The sequence below is a fragment of the Methylomonas defluvii genome, assembly GCF_033949435.1.
GTDB classification, from domain to species: Bacteria; Pseudomonadota; Gammaproteobacteria; order Methylococcales; family Methylomonadaceae; genus Methylomonas; species Methylomonas defluvii.
This window is the reverse complement of sequence record NZ_JAXARY010000003.1, coordinates 34,515-53,641: the sequence shown is the minus strand read 5'-3', so window position 1 is coordinate 53,641 and position 19,127 is coordinate 34,515. Positions and strand designations below refer to the sequence as shown.

Sequence of the window (19,127 nt, the reverse complement as noted above, 5' to 3'; positions counted from 1 at the left end):
TGCCGCAGTTTTTGAACCCACCAACCAGGTAAAAATCAAGATGGAGAAGCAGCACAGTTTCACGCGCGAAGAATTATTAATGTCCGGCCGAGGTGAATTATACGGTCCGACCAACGCGCAGCTACCGCTTCCCAATATGCTGATGATGGACCGCATCGTCCATATTTCCGATGAAGGCGGCAAATACGGCAAAGGCGAAATCATCGCCGAGCTGGATATTACCCCCGAATTATGGTTTTTTGATTGCCACTTTCAAGGTGATCCGGTCATGCCGGGCTGTCTGGGTTTGGACGCGATGTGGCAATTGGTCGGTTTTTATTTATGCTGGCTGGGCGGCCCTGGCAAAGGCCGCGCGCTGGGTTGCGGCGAAGTTAAATTCACCGGCCAAGTGCTGCCGACAGCCAAAAAAGTGACTTATAAAATCGACTTGAAGCGTGTGATTCTACGCAAATTGGTCATGGGCATCGCCGATGCGACGATGGAAGTCGATGGCAAACAAATCTACGAGGCGACCGATTTACGAGTCGGTTTATTCACTTCCACCCAAGATTTCTAAGGAAACCATCATGAAGCGCGTCGTTGTAACAGGTTTAGGGATAGTTTCCAGCATCGGCAACAACCGGGACGAAGTGGTTGATTCTTTACGCGCCGGCCGTTCCGGTATCGTTCACGCACCGGTCTATGCCGAAATGGGCTTTCGCAGCCATGTACACGGCCCGGTTAATATTGATCTGGATGAAGCGATAGACCGTAAAGTTAAACGCTTTATGGGCGACGGTGCCGCATACAACTACCTGGCTATGGAGCAGGCTATTGCCGACTCCGGCCTGGAAGAGTCGCAAGTGTCCAATATCCGCACCGGCTTAGTGATGGGCTCAGGCGGGCCGTCAACGTCCAATCTGGTCGATTCCGCCGACATTCTGCGCTCGAAAGGCGTGAAAAAAGTCGGTCCGTACATGGTGACACGCGCCATGTCCAGTACCAACACGGCCTGTCTGGCGACGCCTTTCAAAATCAAAGGCGTCAATTACTCCATCAGCTCCGCTTGCGCCACTAGCGCCCACTGCATCGGCCACGCCATGGAATTGATTCAATTAGGCAAACAAGACGTTGTGTTCGCCGGCGGCGGTGAAGAACTGCACTGGACTATGTCGGTGATGTTCGACGCGATGGGCGCATTGTCTTCAAAATATAATGACACGCCAGCCACAGCCTCACGGCCTTACGACGAAACCCGCGACGGCTTCGTCATCTCCGGCGGCGGTGGCGTTCTGGTAATCGAAGAACTGGAACACGCCAAAGCGCGCGGCGCTAAAATTTATGCCGAGTTGGTCGGCTATGGCGCCACGTCCGATGGCTACGACATGGTACAGCCCTCCGGCGAAGGCGCAGTGCGCTGCATGCAACAAGCCTTGGCTACCGTTAATGAAAAAATTGACTATATCAACGCGCACGGCACCAGCACCCCGGTAGGCGACACCCGCGAACTGGAAGCGATGCGCGAAGTGTTTGGTGTTGACGGCGTACCGGCAGTCAGCTCAACCAAATCTTTAACCGGACATGCCTTGGGTGCGGCCGGCGTCAACGAAGCCATTTATTCCTTGCTGATGATGCAAGAAAACTTCTTGAGTGCCTCCGCCAATATCAACCAACTCGATCCAGGCGCGGCCGGCATTCCTATCGTTAGAGAATATCGGGATAACGTCACGCTGAACACCATTATGTCCAACAGCTTCGGCTTTGGCGGGACCAACGCCACGCTGATTTTCCAACGCTATAACGGCTAACTTTGGCGCGGCTGCAACTTTGGTTCAGCCGCCCTTCCCTGCACCCATGTCCGATCCAGAACACAAATCCCGTACCCAGTTTAACAAGCTGCAAAAACGCCTGAGACGTTGCGTTGGCGAAGCCATCGCCGATTTCAACATGATAGAGCCCGATGATAAGGTCATGGTGTGTCTGTCCGGCGGCAAAGATTCTTACACCATGTTGGACATTCTGCTGAACTTGCAGAAAACCGCACCGATCAATTTTGAGATTATTGCCGTCAATCTGGATCAAAAGCAGCCAGGCTTTCCAGAACACGTACTGCCGGAATACTTGCAATCGATAGGCGTGCCCTACCACATTATCGAGCACGACACATACAGCATCGTCAAACGCATCATTCCGGAAGGCCAAACCACCTGCAGCTTGTGCTCTAGGCTACGCCGCGGCACGCTGTACGGGTTTGCCAAGGAACATAAGATCACCAAGATCGCCCTCGGCCATCACCGCGACGACATTATCGAGACTTTCTTTTTAAACATGTTCTACGCTGGCAAACTAAAAGCCATGCCGCCGAAACTGCTGAGCGACGATAAACAAAACATCGTGATTCGGCCGCTGGCTTACTGCCGGGAAAAAGACATCAACCGCTTCGCAGCTTTCAAACAGTTTCCGATCATTCCTTGCAATCTGTGCGGTTCGCAGGAAAACCTGCAACGCAAAGCCATGAAACAAATGCTCAACGGTTGGGATAAACAATTCCCCGGCCGCATCGAGACGATTTTCGCCAGCCTGCAAAATATCGCGCCGTCGCAAATGGCCGATACCAGCTTGTTCGATTTTGCCGGCCTGCGCCGCGACCCCGAATCCACTATTCCGCGCATCGTATCCGATGAAGCCGGGCTGGACATCTTAGAGCGCTAACCAGGAATTACAACGATGAAACACACCATCTTAGTGACGGGCGGCGCCGGGTATATCGGTAGCCATACCTGTGTAGAGCTGCTGAATAACGGTTTCGAGGTTATCGTTGTCGATAACCTGAGTAACAGCAAAATCGAGTCGCTGAAACGTATCGAAACCATTACCGGACAAAAACCCGGTTTCTATCAAGCCGACATTACCGACCAAGCCGCGCTACGCGAGATCTTTAAAGCACATAAAGTCGATGCGGTGGTTCATTTCGCCGGCCTGAAAGCCGTCGGCGAATCTTGCCAGCAACCCTTGAGCTATTACCGCAACAACATCTACGGCACCCAAGTGTTACTGGAGACCATGCAAGAGTTTGCGGTGAAAAGATTGGTATTCAGCTCGTCGGCGACCGTTTACGGCGATCCACACAGCGTACCGATTCTGGAAAGCTTCCCGCTGCAAGCCACCAACCCTTATGGCCGCACCAAGCTATTTATCGAGGAAATCCTGCGCGATGTCAGCAATGCCGACAGCCTGAACGGCAACAGCCAGCCCTGGCAATTTGCAATACTGCGTTATTTCAACCCGATCGGCGCGCACAGTAGCGGCTTGATCGGCGAAGACCCAAACGGCATCCCTAATAATCTGATGCCGTTTTTATCGCAAGTCGCCATCGGCAAATTGCCGGTCCTGTCGGTGTTCGGCGACGACTACCCCACTAAGGACGGCACCGGTGTGCGCGATTACATCCATGTGGTCGATCTGGCGCAAGGCCATATCAAAGCCTTGCAATACCTGCTCGGTAAATCGGCCGATACCGCTATTTGCGATGCGGTTAATTTAGGAACCGGCAACGGCTACAGCGTATTGGAAATGGTCAATACCTTCATTGAGGTGACGGGCCAAGCGGTACCCTACAAAATCGCACCACGCAGAGCCGGCGATGTCGCGGCCTGCTACGCTGATCCGAGCTTGGCCGAAGCAAAAATAGGTTGGAAAGCCGAGCGGGATTTAAAACAAATGATGACCGACACCTGGCGTTGGCAGAAAAATAATCCCAACGGCTACCACTAAGCTGGCTCGGTTACTAACACCAACCCGCCATTCTCAATACGGTTTCTGCCTTTACGTTTGGCTTCGTACAAGGCAGCATCGGCGGTTTGCACCAATTGCAAGGCAATCTCGGCGACAAGCTTTTTCTGCGCCCGGTTAGGCTGGTAAGTCGCCACACCAATCGAAATAGTCACCGGGATGGCTTGGTCGCCATACTCCACCTGCAAATTAGCAATACTCAAACGAATCCGCTCGGCAATTTCCGAGGCCGTACTTTCATCGGATTGCGACAGCAAGGCCACAAATTCCTCGCCACCGTAACGCGCCAGCACATCATTATTGCGCAGCAATTTCTTGATGATTCCGGCCACCACAGCCAAGACATGATCGCCAGCCTGGTGTCCAAAACCGTCGTTGATGCGCTTGAAAAAATCAATATCCAGAAATAGACAGGACAAAGGTTCGCGATTGCGTTGACTGCGATCCAGCTCTTCCTCGATACGCTGCTCCAAAAACCGCCGATTATTCACGCCGGTCAAGGGATCGACCAAACTGGTGCGCCGCATGGTTTCGACATTAAGATTGTTTTCCAGGCAAATACTGATGACCGAGGCGATGTGCTCGACAAAATCGGTCGCCATACCTTGCATGAAACGCTCGTTGTGATAACTGCCCAGATTCAACGAGCCCAAATACCGATCCCGGCGAATCAGCGGCGCAATCACCACCGACGCCGGTTTTTGTTGATTCGATTCGGAGAAAAACTTCTCGCAAATCGTGGTTTGATAGCTACCCAGAAACGGCTGGTCGGACAGACCAAAACTATGCCGCAATTGCCATTCGCTACTGGCTAAAAACAGCCCTTCCCGGTCCCGAAAATTATAATTATCCACTTCCAGGTAACCGGCGATTTCGTTTTTAGGGTCGATCAAACACAAACTGATCACGTCCAAATCGAACAAGGCCTTGGCTTCACCGAGAATAAACTCGATCATTTCCGCCAGCGAACTAAGCCCCAGTAAACGCATTTCAAAGCTTTGCAATCGCTTCAAGGTCAAGCTGTTGTGTTGGACGCGGTTGAGCATACCGTCCAAATGACTTTCCAACACCCGCAGATCTGTTGTTATATCCTGTTCCAAGCTCGGCCCCACCCGCTTAATCGAGGTGATAAGACTAGCAGTTTTCGCAGAAAAAGTGTGTAGTTGTGGGCACTTCCAGCACACATCTCCCGTCCACTCTGATTGCAAATAAATCAGGCATTTCACCTATTAAAACGGCATATGCCATACCCTGCCGCCGGGTGCCATGTGATTTTGTCTTTCAAAATCAACACACTTGTTTATTGGTTCAAATATTGCTGTAAATCGGCTCTATCGGGTTCCAAGCACGCCAAACACGTCTTCGCCATGAACAGCCTCACCTTCAACATCGACGATTTATTTTTGAGCCATCGCGATTCGTTGATTCACACTATTTTCGGCATTGTCGGCTGCCCGCAAACCGCGGAAGACTTGGCGCATGAAGCTTACATAAAAATGCTGCACGCCCTGGAAATCCAAGACATCAGTTACCCGCGGCCGTTTCTATACCAAATCGCAAAAAACCTGGCACTGGATCATCTGCGTAAAGAACGTATTCGCCAACGCGCCGACGACTCAAAAACGGCCGATACGGACGAAGATATATCGCTGCTGGACAATTTGCCGGACGATACCCCGACTCCCGAGCAGCAAGCATCCGATCAACAAGAACTGGCATTGATGCTGGCAGCGCTTGAGCAATTACCCGAACGGCGCAGGCAAATTCTGGTGTTGCACAAATTTCACCATTGGAATTACGAGCGGATCGCCGCCTATTACGACATATCGCGTAGCGCGGTAGAGAAGAATGTACAGGCAGCTCTAACTCATTTATTAGCCAGCCGGCAAGACTAGCCATTACCTTAGGCCATACTGATTTTCCTGAACACAGCACCAATACTGATAAAATTCGCCCCATTACCTAATCCGCCAACCGCCATGCCTTTACGTTTTGATCAGGAAGTTCCATCGCCGGGTAATGTCCAAGATCAAGCACTTGCCTGGTTTGCCCGCTTACAAGACCATAAAAGCGGTGCGGCCGATCAAGCCGAGTTTGCCTGCTGGTTAGCCGCCGACCCCACGCATCAAACCGCTTACGACAAAGTGGTGCAACTCTGGCAATCGCCGGCCTTGAACGCCGCCCTAAGCCAATACGCCAGTATCCCACTTCGGCCGCCCGCGCAGCGTAAATCGACCATTCGGCGCTGGGCTGCAGCCGCCAGCATTACCTTGATTAGCGGCTGGTTCCTGGCTTCAAGCGGCTGCTTGCAACGCTGGCAAGCAGACATTACCACCGCCACCGGCGAACAGCGCCGAGTAATACTGGCAGACGGTTCCGCGCTGGTTCTCAATACCGATAGCGCGGTAAAACTGGATTACGCCGGCCAACAGCGCGGCGTAATCTTAATAAGCGGCGAAGCGTATTTTGAGGTGCAAGCCGACAAACACCGGCCATTCATTGTGACGACAGCACAGGGAACAGTGCGGGTGGTCGGCACCCGTTTCAGCGTCAAAACCGGCGATACTACCCAAGTGAATGTCGAAAGCGGCTTGGTGATTTGTAGCGCCGAACAAGGCCAAAACCGACAATTAAGCGTCGGCCAACATACCGAGATCGATACCCACAGCGTTGCGGAAATCAGCAACATAGATACCGGTAAGACCTTTGCCTGGCTAAAAGGCCGCCTGATCTTTCAAGATCGAACTTTGGCAGACGTGATAACGGAACTGGATCGCTACCATCCAGGCGCCATCGTCATCGCCGACGCCAAATTGGCAAACACCCGGATAACCGGAAATTACAAACTGGAAGATACCGCAGCCCTGATCCGAACCCTAGCGGACATTGCGGGAGCCAAAACCATCAATATCTCGCCTTATCTGACGGTGTTAAAAAGCTAAGTCCAAAACCTCGCCAACCGTTTGCCGCTCCGGCTTTACGCCGTTTCAAACCTCAGCCCAATTACCTGCGTATTAGGCAACGCTACGCTTGCCGGTAAAAATATCGCTTAACTGACTGTGTATCCCGTTTTCTGAAACGTCTCGGTAGCCATGTGCTTTTTTGCACTGACTATTAAGTTCACAGACCAGGAGTATTCATGTATCGGCTACCACCCATCCCACCCGCCGCATTACGCAAACTCGCCATGGCAATCGCTTTGGCTTTGCCGGCTATTCGGCCGCTACCAGTTTATGCCGCCGAGACCGGCCAAACCGATACTCCCGGCGCCACGCGAACCTTCAACATCCCGGCCCAAGCCTTGACCGACGCATTGAACGCCTTCATTGCCGCTAGTGATTGGCAAGTCGGTTTTCCAGCGGAAATTGCCCAAAATGCACGTTCCAGTGCGGTGAACGGCCATTTTTCGCCGCAACAGGCGCTCGACAAACTATTGCAAGGTACCGGCATTGGTTACCGGCTTACCGGTCCCGGCAATGTAATGTTGGAGAAGAAAGCAATTACCGAACCCCAATCCGCCGCCACCTTACCCCCAGTCACAGTGACCGGCAAAGTCAGCTATGCCGACAGCGACCCGCGAAATCCTTTCTATAACCGGACCATTGCCAGCTCGGCTACTAAAACCGACACGCCGATCATGGATACGCCGTTATCGATTCAGGTGATTCCCAAAGCGGTTCTCGACGACCAGCAAGCCATCCGTGTCGGCGATGCCTTGCGCAACGTCAGTGGCTATTTCGATTCGCGCGGTGAAGAATATGTCTATGACACCGCTTATTTACGTGGCTTTGCCACCGACAGCCGCCAATATATCGACGGCCTTCGGGACTTGCCGCAGTCGCATTCCCTCGCGATGATCGACCGGGTTGAGGTGTTGAAAGGTCCTGCCGGTGCATTGTACGGTCGCATGGAACCAGGCGGCTTGATCAACTACGTCACTAAACGGCCATTGGATACGCCGTACTATTCGTTGCAACAGCAATTCGGCTCGTTCGATCTCTACCGCACGCTTGCCGATGCCAGCGGGCCGATTAACAAAGACGGCAGTTTGTTGTATCGGGTGAACATGGAATATTTGAGCAGCAATTCTTATATAGACGTCGTCAATAAGGAACGTGGTTTTATCGCCCCGTCCCTGACCTGGAAAATTTCACCCCGCACCCAACTCGATCTGGATTTTCGCTACCACGACGTCAACGGCCCCACCACCTTCGGCGTTCCGGCCGTCGGCAATCGACCGGCTAACCTGCCAATTAGCCGCTTCATAGGCGAGCGAGCTACCGACGATGGCGATTCCAGTCTGCTTTACGGTGGCCTGAGCCTTAGCCATGCTTTTTCCGATAAATGGAAACTGAACGCCAAGGTCGGCTACAATTACGAACACCAATTCTCGGCGGGCACTTTCATCAATACCCTGGACGAAGCCACCGGCGACGCCTCCCTGTTCTACAGCGACTATGACTACACCGAGGACAGCATCCAAGGTATTGTCAATCTCACCGGCAACTTCAAAACGTTCGGCCTGGAACATACCCTGACCGTCGGCGGCGATCTTTATAAGACCGACGGCCGCACCAACAGCAGTTATTTCCTGTGCGACACCTGCGGCACCAGTTTCCCATCACCCATCAATATTTTTCAGCCGATTACCTACGACCGGCCCGGCATCAATCTGGCGGCGGAAACCTCCAGCCCGGTATCGACCAGTCGTACCTCTTGGTGGGGCTTGTACATTCAGGATCAAGTCACTATCGCCGAGGATTGGCATCTATTGTTCGGCACTCGTTACGACCAAGCCCACAGCAGTAGCGACGGCGCGGATGTCACCGACGACGGCGAATTCAGTCCACGGGCTGGTCTGCTCTACCGGCCATTGAACTGGCTCTCGCTTTACACCAACTACGTCAAAGCCATGAATGCCGCCAACACCAGCCGCCTGATTCCAGGTTCGCAACGCCGTCCGGAAATGTCGGAGGGCTGGGAAGCCGGCGTAAAAGGCGAATGGTGGGACGGCAAGTTGAATGCCGGCCTGACTTACTACGAGCTGACCAAGAAGAACATCAGCCACTCAGCCGCCGATGCCGCGTTGGCGGCGCAGGGCTTCAACGTGCTGGTCGGCGAGGGCCGCAGCCAGGGTATCGAATTGGATGTATCCGGACGCATTACCGAGTTCTGGAGCCTGATCGCTAGCTATTCGTTTACCCGCACGATGTTTACCAAGGACGTCACGGACATTCAGGGTAAGCAGTTCGCCAATGTGCCCGAGCAAGCCGCCAGCCTGTGGTCCAAATACGATTTCGCCGGCCTCGGCTGGCAAGGCTTTTGGACGGGCGCCGGGGTTTATCTGGCCGGCGAGCGCCAGGGCGACCGCGCCAACAGCTTTCAACTGCCCGGATACGCTCGCGTCGACGCCGCCCTGGGGTACGCCTTCAACGCCGGACCGTCCAAAATCAGCCTGCAATTTAATGTCGATAACCTGCTTGATAAACGCTATTACTCGGCCTCGACCTGGGAAACCCGCAGTTTCGGCTCGCAACCGGGCATGCCGCGGACTTTTTTAGGTTCGGTCAAGGTTGAATTTTGACATCGGCACGCTTACGACGGCTGAAATCCCGGCGGCAAATCTGGTTGCGGGTGCATTTATACCTGGGATTGTTCGTGGGCGCGGTATTGGCGGTGGTGGGTTTTACCGGCGGCATTCTGGTGTTTTACGAGGAATTACAGGACGTGCTGAATGCCGAGCAGATTCGAATCCAAGCGCCGCCGGCTAGTCAAAGACAGCTTTGTCCGCTGGATGACATCATCGCGGCGGCGGAGACCATCAAACCGCCCGGCAGCCGGTTAGACAAACTGTATTATCCGCGCCATGCCGACACCGCCTACAAATTGCTGTATCACCAACCGGCGCCGGCGCACGCCGAATCGGGCGAGCAGGGCGACGGCTATTACGTTTTCGTCAACCCCTACACGGCACGGGCCACCGGCAAGCAGCTCTGGCATCCCCGCGACCGTTACTGGGGCAGGCCCTTGATCAGCTTCATCATGCAGTTGCACTATTGCCTATTGCTGGATACACCGGGAGTGATATTCGTCGGTATCGTCAGCGCGTTTGCCATTATTTCAATCCTCACCGGCCTGATCGTCTGGTGGCCGCTCACCGGCAATTTCCGAACAGCCCTGACGATTAAACCTCGCGCCAGTTTGGTCCGCTTCAACTTCGACTTGCACAAAATCGTCGGCGTTTATTCGGCTGCGGTGTTGTTAGTGGTGGTGTTCTCGGGGGTGTATTTCAACTTACCGGAGCAGGTCAATGTTTTGGTGAAGCAATTTTCGCCACTACAGCGGCCGAATGCCTGGGAAGGCATGGAATCGGCAAAAATTCATTCCCGTTCTATACCCGGCACCACCGCCATTACGCCGGGTCAAGCCGAAGCGGTCGCCCGTCACCAGTATCCGAACGGACAGATGTGGATGCTAAGCGCGCCGGCGGATGGGCAAGGTATTTACTATGTCTGGAAACGCAATGTGAGAGAACTGAGCCGCTATATCGGTTACCGGGAAATCGCGATAGATCAATACAGCGGCGAAATACTGAAAAGGTATGACGCTGGTAGCGGTTCAGCCGGCGACTTGTTTCTGGACTGGCAATGGCCCTTGCATTCCGGCCATGCCTTCGGCTGGCCGGGTCGGATTTTGGTGTTATTGAGCGGTTTGGCTTGCCCGGTTTTGTATGTAACGGGCGTGATTCGTTGGCTGCAAAAACGCCGGGCAAAATCGGCCGCCGCTGTTATTCAGGCCCAGAAAAATCCCGGCAAAGTTCGCTGCTAAGTCACCGCTGCCGGAGCATTGGCGGCGGATACGCCCTTCGGCGTGAAATGTCGGCGATTTCCCGATGTTTGCCATTGGCATATAACACAGTTCAATTAAATCGGCCGTATGCTCGAGCTCATCAAACCGCTTAAGCCATTGAATAATAGTATCAGCCGGAAATCGGGCATGATTCCGGCTTGCCATTGCGCACCATTGAACTTCACGCCGACATGCCCAATCGCCATATTCGCCTATTGGACTTTCTGTTCCAACGACACAACAAGGAACTGCTGGTGTTCGCCGAACAACGGGCCGGCCGCCAACATGCCGAGGATCTGGTTCAGGATGCTTATCTCAGACTCTTACAGCACGGCAAAACCGATGCCATCGACAACCACCGCGCCTATCTGTATCGCATCACCGCCAACCTGAGCGGCGATCTATACAGACGCGAGCAAATCGTCCCTTTCGTCAACGACGAGGAATCGGAAACGGACACCCTAACCTGCCCGAAGCCGCAACCCGATGCCGTCGCCGAAAGCCGGGAACGCCTGCGAATATGCCTGCAAGCGCTGGACAGCCTGCCGGAAATTGTCCGCACCGTGTTTCTGTTACACCGCGTCGACGGCCTGACCTATCCCGAAATCGCCAAGGCTTTCGCGATCCCGCCGCGCACCGTCGAGCGCTATTGCATAAAGGCGTTGGCCCACTGTAGCAAATCCATCAGCCAGGACATCGATTAACACCGCCAAATTCTCCGCCGGCCAGCGTAGCCGGTTGTGGATGCGATACACTAACACCATGAACCGAACTACCCCGCCAATTCCATCGTCGTTGCACGAACAAGCCAGTCATTGGGTGGTCAGACTGCGCTCGCCCGATTGTTCGGCTAGCGAACGCCGGGCGTTTCAGGATTGGCTGGCGTTAAGTCCTCAGCATCGCCAGAGCTATCAAAAAGCCGAAGCGATTTGGCGGGAATTTAGCGGCGCCGACGTACAAACCGACCCCCGGCTGATGGCGGCCAGGGACGGTTTACGCCGCGCGCAAATCGAGCGCCGCCGGGCACGCCGCAGCCTACGGTTGTCGATAGCCGCCTCGTTACTGATTGCGGCAATAGGCATGCCGCTAGCCTGGGACTGGATAAACACCGACTGTTACTCGACACTAAAAGGCCAGCGGCAACACATCGCGCTCCGCGATGGCTCAACGATAGAACTCAACAGCAACAGCCAGGTGCGAGTCCGCTACGGCTGGCGCGGCCGCGAAGCGGTGTTGGATCGTGGCGAAGCCTTATTCAGCGTGGCGCACGATGAAACCAAACCCTTCGACGTCGTCGCCGGTCACGGCAAGATCCACGACATTGGCACCCGCTTCAACGTGTGCATGCTGAATAACGCCGCCACGGTCAGCGTCCTGGAAGGCGAAGTCGCCGTTGCCACTGAGCGGCGGCCCGACCCGCAAACTCTGTTGGCGGGCCAGCAAATTAGATACGATACGCGGGGCCTGGCGTCCGCGCCTACCCGTTTCGACGCCACTACTGTCGCCGCTTGGCGGGACGGCGTGCTGGTCTTTAAAAAGACTGCGCTGGCCGAGGTTCTGGCACAACTAAGTCGCTATCACGACATCGAACTCCGCGTCGCCGACCCGCAATTGCAAAACCTTAAAGTCAGCGGCGACTTTCCCACCGACGACTTAAACCTTGCCCTCAATGCCATCGGCGCCGCGCTGCCGATCAAGGCTGTGAGAAAAAACGAGCGACTGATCGAATTCGAACGCTGACCGAGAGATGGTCAGGTTCAACAGCAAGTTGGAAAACACATATGACGCTTGCGAGCCCAGGCCGGAAGTCGGTTCCCCCAACAACACCTTGGCTTCCTTGGCATAAGCGATGGCAATAGCAACCTTCCGCCGCATGCCTTTGGAGTATCCGGAGATGGGTCGGTCGGCGGCTTCCTCGGACAACCCCGCCGTCAGCAGAAAATTGCGCAATGGTTGTTTTGTCTAACGCAACCCGGACAAGCGGCTGAAATAATCCGGATTCTCGACCGGACAAGCACGGATACAGCGCCACAGTCTCCGGCAGCTAAGCCAGCAGCCGCCGAGTTTGCTCGGTACCGCCGCTGACAACGAAACCGCCGATTTTGGCGGTACCGGAACTGGCAGCGATGAAATTCAAAAACAGACTAATCGTCGAGGTATTGCCGGCGCCGTTGGCACCCAGCAAGCAGAAAATCCGGCTGAGGGCGACGTGCCGGTTCAATGCGTGCCGGGTGCAGTTTGAGTCGCAGGATTTAGTCAGTTGGCAAGCTTGTAACATGAGAGATTGCTCCTCTATAAAGGAAATAAAGGTTTGGTCAAAAGCGCTTGCCATCGGTCGATAAAAAACCTATATTCAGCCCTTAATTCAGATCCGTTATGAGCATTTAACATGTCTACCTTACACATTTCCGAAGACATATTGCCGTTGGGCCAGTTCAAAACGCAGGCCTCCGCGCTGTTAAAAAGCATCAATACTAGCAACCGTTCCATCGTGATAACCCAAAACGGCAAACCGGCAGCGGTGGTGCTATCGCCCAGCGAATTCGACCGGCTCAATACCCAAGCCCGATTCATATCCGCCGTGCAGCAAGGCTTGAATGACGTACAGGCCGGCCGGGTAATCGATGACGAGATGTTGGATGAAGTCCTGGCAGGTAAAATAGCCAAGCTATGAAGTTGCGTTGGACTGCCCGAGCCACGGACGATCTGGCGGCTATCTATGCCTATATCGCGCAGAACAATCCCCAAAACGCCAGGCAATGGATAGATAAATTGAGAATACGCGCCAGGAATGCCGCCGACTCCGCAATGATTGGCCGGATGGTACCGGAACTTGGCCAAGCCGATATTCGCGAGGTTTTTGTCGACCATTACAGAATCGTTTATCGTATCGAAGCAGACGGCATATCGATATTAACGGTGTTTGAAGGCCATCAATTGCTCAAGCTGTAAGAAACGCCTCAGCAGAGGTTTAGCCCATTCAATAATCTGCCCTCCATCACTCAAGTCTGAATATCAGGCAAAAATGGACTATGTCACCGCATGCCTGAAAAGCCGCTTTGTATCGGTTTAGCAGTCCGTTTGAAGACCGGATGCGAAATCGAAAATTTACTCGCTTACACAACATGCAGGGCACCCTCTGACATGCCGCTTATTAATTAATCCCGTACGCGGATACCCGCAGCAATTATCCAAGATTTTGATTTTCGGGTTACCGTTAAAACTAACGATTGAATCGTTTGCTGTCCGCGCCTTTAAAATATTTTTAACCCATCGAAAAAAAGTGGCGCCTCCGCCCTCGAAAACCGCTCTTACTGGGTAGTGAAATCACCACACACCACGGGAGGGCAAATGTATTCACTTTCTAGAACGCTAGTCGGCGGCCTGCTGACCGGCACCACGCTGGTTGCCGCGGCTCAGGAACAAAGCTATCAATTGAACATTCCGGCGCAAGCCCTGTCCGGCGCGCTAGAAACGCTCAAACAGCAGACCGGCCTGCATCTGTTCTACGCGGAGCAAACCCTAGCCGGTAAAACCAGTACCGCGCTGCAAGGCACTTACAGCGCCAAGCAGGCGGTAGCGATTCTGGTCGGCGGCGCCAGCTTGAGTTACACCTTCACCGCTGATAATGCCGTATCGATTAAGCCGCTAGAAGTGAACAGTTTGCCGGCGGTCACCGTCTCCGGACAACGCAGTTACGATCCCACCGATCCCTATAACAAGGATTACTCGGTTCCCAACACCCGTTTCGCCACTAAAACCGATACGCCCATTATGGAGACGCCATTAAACGTTCAGGTGATTCCCAAAGCGGTTTTGGATGATCGCCAAGCCATCAAACTCGATCAAGCGGTGAAATACGTCAGCGGCGTGACCACCGGCCAGGGCGCTGGCGGTTTGGGCGACCAAGTGACAATTCGCGGATTTTTCAATTTTAACTATTTCCGCAACGGCTTCCGGATCGATACTTTTGGTGGTGCGGACGGCACGCGAGCCATGGCCAATGTACAAAGCATCGAGGTTCTGAAAGGGCCGGCCGCCATGTTATATGGACGTGTCGAACCAGGCGGTATGGTTAACGTGGTGACCAAAAAGCCACTGGATACGGCGTATTACGCGCTGCAACAACAATTCGGTTCTTACGACTTATACCGTACCAGCATCGATGCGACCGGGCCGTTGACTGAAAATCGCGATCTGTTGTATCGGATGAATGTGTCCTATGAAAACAGCGGATCGTTTCGCGAGCTGGTGGACTACGAAAAAGTATTCGTCGCCCCGGTGCTGCAATGGAACATCAGTCCGCGAACCACGGCGTTGTTGGAGATGGAATACCGCCATGAAAATAACGACTACGACCTACACTCCAGGCCCCTAATGATAGACGGCACCCGTGCCGACGGTAGCTGGATCAACCCACGCTTGGTGGAAATTCCGCGCGAACGGAATTTGATGGAGGCTAACCCGAATCCGGTCGAAAATAAATTCGTCGGCTTTAATCTGAAACACCAATTTAACGACAACTGGGAGATCAGCGAACAACTAGGCATCAATTTATTGGATAGAACCAGAACCGCCCTATTGCCCACCACATTGCAAGCGAATCAACGCACGCTGAACAGACGTTTAGTGACCAGCGATTTTTACAGCAACGAAAGTTATTTTACGACCACCAACTTGACCGGCCATTTCAACACCTGGGGCTTACAACACACGCTGCTGATTGGCGGTGATTATTATCTGCAAGACGAAAACACCGTCGGCTACAGCAGTACTGTTGCCAGCACTATCGATATCTACAATCCCATCCATACCGGCAATCCGCCTATCAATCTCGCGACGCGAGCCGCCAATTCCTTTCATACCGTTACCGACCTGTACGGCATCTATTTGCAGGATCAAATCAAACTGCCTTATAACGTTCATGTCATGGGCGGCTTTCGTTACCAAAATGTCGAGCAGTTCAATGTGGTGTCGCAACAGGTCGGGCAAAGAGCCGATGCGGTGACGCCTCAGGTGGGCGTGCTGTGGCAACCGGAGAAATGGCTGAGCATCTACGGTAATTATGTCGAGAATTTCGGCACCACCAATGGCATGGGACAAGGCAATACCTTTTTACCGCCACAGACCGCGCAGCAGTGGGAAGTGGGATTTAAAACCGCATTTTTCGACGATAGATTGACCAGTACTATCGCCTACTACGACTTAACCAAACAAAACATTCCCACCACCGATTTGACCAATTTGAATTTTAGCGTAGCCACCGGCGAGGCCCGAAGTCGGGGCGTCGAGGTCGATATCAAAGGGGAAATTCTGCCCGGATGGAATGCCATCGCTACCTATGCTTACACCAACACCGAAGTGTTGAAGGAAAACAATCCGAATAATATCCCGGTCGGTAGCCGGTTGAGAGGCGTGCCGGATCATACCGCCACTTTCTGGACCACGTACGACTTTCAGCAGGAAGACTTGCGAGGTTTAAAAGTCGGTGCCGGCCTGGAACTAGCAAGCGACAGGAAGGCGACTTTCGATTTCCACGATTTCAACTTCGATGGCTATGGCGTCGTGGACCTGTTGGCTAGCTATACCCGCAAAGTGGCAAAAACCAACGTTACTTTACAACTGAATGTCACCAATTTGCTGGATAAGGAATACGTCCACGACGGTTTTGCGTTAGTGTCCGGCACGCGCGCCACGTGGGGTACGCCCCGTTCGTTCTTGGGTTCGGTCAAGGTTGAGTTTTGACCGGGCAAGTCGCAAAAAGCGGGAGTCCTTCCCGTTCTTTGCGATCGAACCGCCCCCTGATCGTGAAGCTGCGCCAGCTATGTCAAGTATCGTCATCTCGGCAGGGACAGCCGAGATGACGTTGTTGCTGAAGCCGCTTTTTAATCAGGAACCGCCTTGTGTTCATTAACCGAAGTTGTTTTTAAAAATCGTTATGAAACCAGCTCTTGAGAATTCAATGTCCCGCAGCGCAAAGCCTCTCGCGCCAAATGCCAGTGCTAGCCGGTTAACGAAGCTGAAATCCCGTCGTAAAAGGTGGCTGGCCGTTCATCTTTATTTAGGTTTGAGTGCCGGATTGCTGTTGGCGGTCGTCGGTCTGACCGGCGGCATACTAGTGTTTTATCTGGAAATGCAGGAAATACTGAACCCTGAATTGTCCGTCGTTTCCTTACCCGCCGTAGAACAACGACACTTGCGGTCGTTAGACGACATCGTCGCCGCGGCGGAAAACGCCAAACCGCCAGGTAGTCGTTTTTTTAAGGTGTATTACCCGCGTAAAGCCGAAGTTGCCTATAAATTTTTATATTACATCCGGGACGAAAGCCAAACGAACAATGGCGACGGCTACTATATCTTCGTCGATCCCTATACGACTCAAGTCAAGGGCTTGCAGCTCTGGCATCCCAAAGATCGATATTGGGGCCGGCCTTTGGTCAGTTTCATCATGCAGTTGCATTGGTGTTTGCTGCTGGGTAAAACCGGCGGCACTATCGTCTCGATTCTCGGTGCATTTTCCATTTTATCGGTATTGACCGGCTTGATCGTCTGGTGGCCGCTGACCGGTAAATTTAGGCAGGCGCTGACCTTCAAGCGCCGTTCGGGATCGGTCAGGTTCAACTTCGATCTGCATAAAATAGTCGGTTTCTATTCCGGCATCGTGTTAATACCGGTATTGTTTTCCGGTATTTATATGACGCAGCCGGAGCGAATAGACGTTTTAGTCAAGCCGTTCTCGACTATCACCCGCCCGAATGCGTACAACGGCATTCCGGAAACGATTGATAGCGCCCCACCCAAAGCGGGACAACAGCCGATTAGCCTAGCGCAAGTGGAAACAATAGTGCAGCAAAGCTACCCTGCCGGCCGACTATGGATGCTGAACGCACCGAAGGACCGGCTGGATGTGTTTAGGGTGATGAAACGAGACGTCGCAGAATTAAGCCGCTTCGTCGGCTACCGGGATATTGCCGTCGATCAATACAGCGGCGAAATTCTGAAAGTCTACGATTCCGGCACCGGCTCGAACGCCGATGTCTTTTACGATTGGCAATGGCCTTTGCATAGTGGCCACGCTTTCGGCTGGCCGGGACGAATTTTGGTGTTGCTGGCGGGTTTGGCTTGCCCGGTGTTGTATATCACCGGCGTCGTGCGTTGGCTGCAAAAACGGCGGGCGAAACAACCTCTAAAGTCACTTAGCCAAAAACAACCGCCACAGGCCGCTGAATCAATTTATTGCCCCCGCCCTTAAATCCCGTTCGCGCTTGGTCTGTCGAAGGGCACGCTCGTTTGGGCTGCGATGCGCTTAGCCCGCGGCACATCCGGGATAAATAGGGCAGGGTTACTAAGCCATTCAGGAAACCATTCCCCCGCCTGCCGGTCCATTTTAAGTGCGAGTTAAGCCTTTAAGGTTTTAATCGCCACGCGGTCCGGGACCGGCTTCTATTGGCAATACCCATAGAATTTATACGCCTCCCGACTCAACGTATTTATGAACAGCATCCAGGATGAAAAATAATGACTAAAAAATTACTTGCTATCGCCATCGGTACCAGCTTGTTAACAGCCTGTACCACTAACCCCTATACCGGCCAGTCCAGCATGAGCAACCTAGGCAAGGGCGCCGGTGTCGGCGCGGCAGTGGGAGCAGGCGCCGGTACTTTATTCGGCGGAAACGACTGGAAAAACGCCGGTCTGGGCGCATTAGCCGGTGCCGCGGTTGGCGCCGGGGTCGGTTATTACATGGACAAACAACAAGAAGAGATGCAGCAGTCGCTGCAAGGCACCGGGATTGAAGTCCAGCGCACCGCGCAAAACCAGCTGACCTTGAACATGCCAAGCACCAGTGATGTAACGTTTGCGTTCGGCAAGGCCGACTTGACGCCGGAAGCCCAGCACGCACTCGACCCCATCGCCAGAGTGTTGACCAATTACCCGGAGTCGACGATTTCCGTCACCGGCCACACCGATGACGTGGGTTCCGATGCCGACAATCAACGTTTATCTGAAGCACGGGCTACCAGCGTGGCCAACTTCTTGGCGCAACGCGGTGTGAACCGGATGCGTATCTCCCAGCAGGGCATGGGCGAAAGTTCGCCGAAAGTACCGAACAGTAGCGATGCCAATCGGGCAATCAATCGCCGGGTGGAACTGGCGATCAACGCCAATCAAAACGCCGGTGCTGCGCAACAACCGCAGCAAGGCTACCCGCAACAGCAAACCCAGCCTTATCAGCAACAAGGCGGTTATCCGCAGCAGAACTACCCGCAGCAAGGTTATCCGCAGCAAAACCAACCGTATCAGCAGGGTTACCCGCAACAGCAAAGTTACCCTCAGCAGAATCAGCAATACCAAGGTTACCCTCAGCAACAGGGGTATCCACAGCAAACTTATCCGCAACAGAACCAGCAATACCAGCAACAGTATCCACAGCCTTATTACCAACAACAATAAAGCTTTAGATACAAGCCAGCTATCATAAAAAACCCGCTTCTTTTCTTGAAAGA

17 protein-coding genes are annotated in these 19,127 nt (G+C 53.5%); 15 read left to right on the top strand and 2 right to left on the bottom strand.

The window, feature by feature from the left end:
- Positions 1-40: 40 nt before the first annotated feature.
- The 4 genes from fabA to galE are packed head-to-tail and all read left to right on the top strand — an operon-like array spanning position 41 to position 3,753.
- Positions 41-556, top strand: coding sequence for a 3-hydroxyacyl-[acyl-carrier-protein] dehydratase FabA (gene fabA / locus QLH52_RS04635; RefSeq protein ID WP_033156420.1), 516 nt, complete (start codon positions 41-43; stop codon positions 554-556).
- 10 nt (positions 557-566) lie between these two features.
- Complete coding sequence (gene fabB, locus QLH52_RS04630; protein ID WP_319960717.1) at positions 567-1,787, top strand: beta-ketoacyl-ACP synthase I; 1,221 nt, start codon at positions 567-569, stop codon at positions 1,785-1,787.
- Positions 1,788-1,833: 46 nt separating this feature from the next.
- Entirely contained in the window at positions 1,834-2,691 is an 858-nt protein-coding gene (gene ttcA / locus QLH52_RS04625; protein WP_319960716.1) for a tRNA 2-thiocytidine(32) synthetase TtcA, read from the top strand.
- Positions 2,692-2,706: 15 nt separating this feature from the next.
- Positions 2,707-3,753, top strand: a complete 1,047-nt coding sequence (galE, locus tag QLH52_RS04620) for a UDP-glucose 4-epimerase GalE (RefSeq protein WP_319960715.1) — start codon at positions 2,707-2,709, stop codon at positions 3,751-3,753.
- Here galE and QLH52_RS04615 read toward each other — a convergent pair.
- Positions 3,750-4,871, bottom strand: coding sequence for a sensor domain-containing diguanylate cyclase (locus QLH52_RS04615; RefSeq protein WP_319960714.1), 1,122 nt, complete (start codon positions 4,869-4,871; stop codon positions 3,750-3,752). The two genes, galE and QLH52_RS04615, sit on opposite strands and share 4 nt — an antisense overlap.
- 267 nt (positions 4,872-5,138) lie before the next feature.
- Here QLH52_RS04615 and QLH52_RS04610 point away from each other — a divergent pair, with 267 nt between their 5' ends.
- The 6 genes from QLH52_RS04610 (at position 5,139) to QLH52_RS04585 (ending at position 12,360) form a co-directional block, all read left to right on the top strand.
- The gene (locus QLH52_RS04610; protein WP_319960713.1) at positions 5,139-5,666 is read left to right on the top strand and encodes an RNA polymerase sigma factor; all 528 of its coding nucleotides are present in this window, start codon (positions 5,139-5,141) and stop codon (positions 5,664-5,666) included.
- Between the two features lie 84 nt (positions 5,667-5,750).
- Positions 5,751-6,713 (top strand): FecR family protein, encoded by a 963-nt coding sequence (locus QLH52_RS04605; RefSeq protein ID WP_319960712.1) that lies wholly within the window; start codon positions 5,751-5,753, stop codon positions 6,711-6,713.
- 197 nt (positions 6,714-6,910) lie between these two features.
- Complete coding sequence (locus QLH52_RS04600; RefSeq protein ID WP_319960711.1) at positions 6,911-9,355, top strand: TonB-dependent siderophore receptor; 2,445 nt, start codon at positions 6,911-6,913, stop codon at positions 9,353-9,355.
- Positions 9,352-10,599 (top strand): PepSY-associated TM helix domain-containing protein, encoded by a 1,248-nt coding sequence (locus tag QLH52_RS04595; RefSeq protein ID WP_319960710.1) that lies wholly within the window; start codon positions 9,352-9,354, stop codon positions 10,597-10,599. Before QLH52_RS04600 ends, QLH52_RS04595 begins: the two co-directional genes overlap by 4 nt.
- Before the next feature lie 179 nt (positions 10,600-10,778).
- Complete coding sequence (locus QLH52_RS04590) at positions 10,779-11,324, top strand: RNA polymerase sigma factor (protein ID WP_319960709.1); 546 nt, start codon at positions 10,779-10,781, stop codon at positions 11,322-11,324.
- Positions 11,325-11,382: 58 nt separating this feature from the next.
- Positions 11,383-12,360, top strand: coding sequence for a FecR family protein (locus QLH52_RS04585; protein ID WP_319960708.1), 978 nt, complete (start codon positions 11,383-11,385; stop codon positions 12,358-12,360).
- A 304-nt stretch (positions 12,361-12,664) separates the two neighbouring features.
- Here QLH52_RS04585 and QLH52_RS04580 read toward each other — a convergent pair whose 3' ends face one another.
- The gene (locus QLH52_RS04580) at positions 12,665-12,898 is read right to left on the bottom strand and encodes an ATP-binding cassette domain-containing protein (protein WP_319960707.1); all 234 of its coding nucleotides are present in this window, start codon (positions 12,896-12,898) and stop codon (positions 12,665-12,667) included.
- Between the two features lie 111 nt (positions 12,899-13,009).
- On the opposite strand from QLH52_RS04580, the gene QLH52_RS04575 reads away from it, so the two are divergent.
- The 5 genes from QLH52_RS04575 (at position 13,010) to QLH52_RS04555 (ending at position 19,074) form a co-directional block, all read left to right on the top strand.
- The gene (locus QLH52_RS04575; protein ID WP_319960706.1) at positions 13,010-13,294 is read left to right on the top strand and encodes a type II toxin-antitoxin system Phd/YefM family antitoxin; all 285 of its coding nucleotides are present in this window, start codon (positions 13,010-13,012) and stop codon (positions 13,292-13,294) included.
- Positions 13,291-13,572 carry a type II toxin-antitoxin system RelE/ParE family toxin gene (locus QLH52_RS04570; RefSeq protein ID WP_319960705.1) on the top strand — a complete coding sequence of 94 codons (282 nt, stop codon included), beginning with the start codon at positions 13,291-13,293 and terminating at the stop codon, positions 13,570-13,572. The genes QLH52_RS04575 and QLH52_RS04570 overlap by 4 nt, the downstream gene beginning before the upstream one ends.
- 399 nt (positions 13,573-13,971) lie before the next feature.
- On the top strand, positions 13,972-16,365 hold the full coding sequence (locus QLH52_RS04565) for a TonB-dependent siderophore receptor (protein ID WP_319960704.1): 2,394 nt from the start codon (positions 13,972-13,974) through the stop codon (positions 16,363-16,365).
- Between the two features lie 217 nt (positions 16,366-16,582).
- Positions 16,583-17,872: a PepSY-associated TM helix domain-containing protein gene (locus QLH52_RS04560; protein ID WP_319960703.1), complete on the top strand. Its 1,290-nt coding sequence runs from the start codon at positions 16,583-16,585 to the stop codon at positions 17,870-17,872.
- A gap of 266 nt (positions 17,873-18,138) precedes the next feature.
- The gene (locus QLH52_RS04555; protein ID WP_319960702.1) at positions 18,139-19,074 is read left to right on the top strand and encodes a YiaD family glycine zipper/OmpA-like lipoprotein; all 936 of its coding nucleotides are present in this window, start codon (positions 18,139-18,141) and stop codon (positions 19,072-19,074) included.
- The last annotated feature ends 53 nt before the right edge of the window (positions 19,075-19,127 follow it).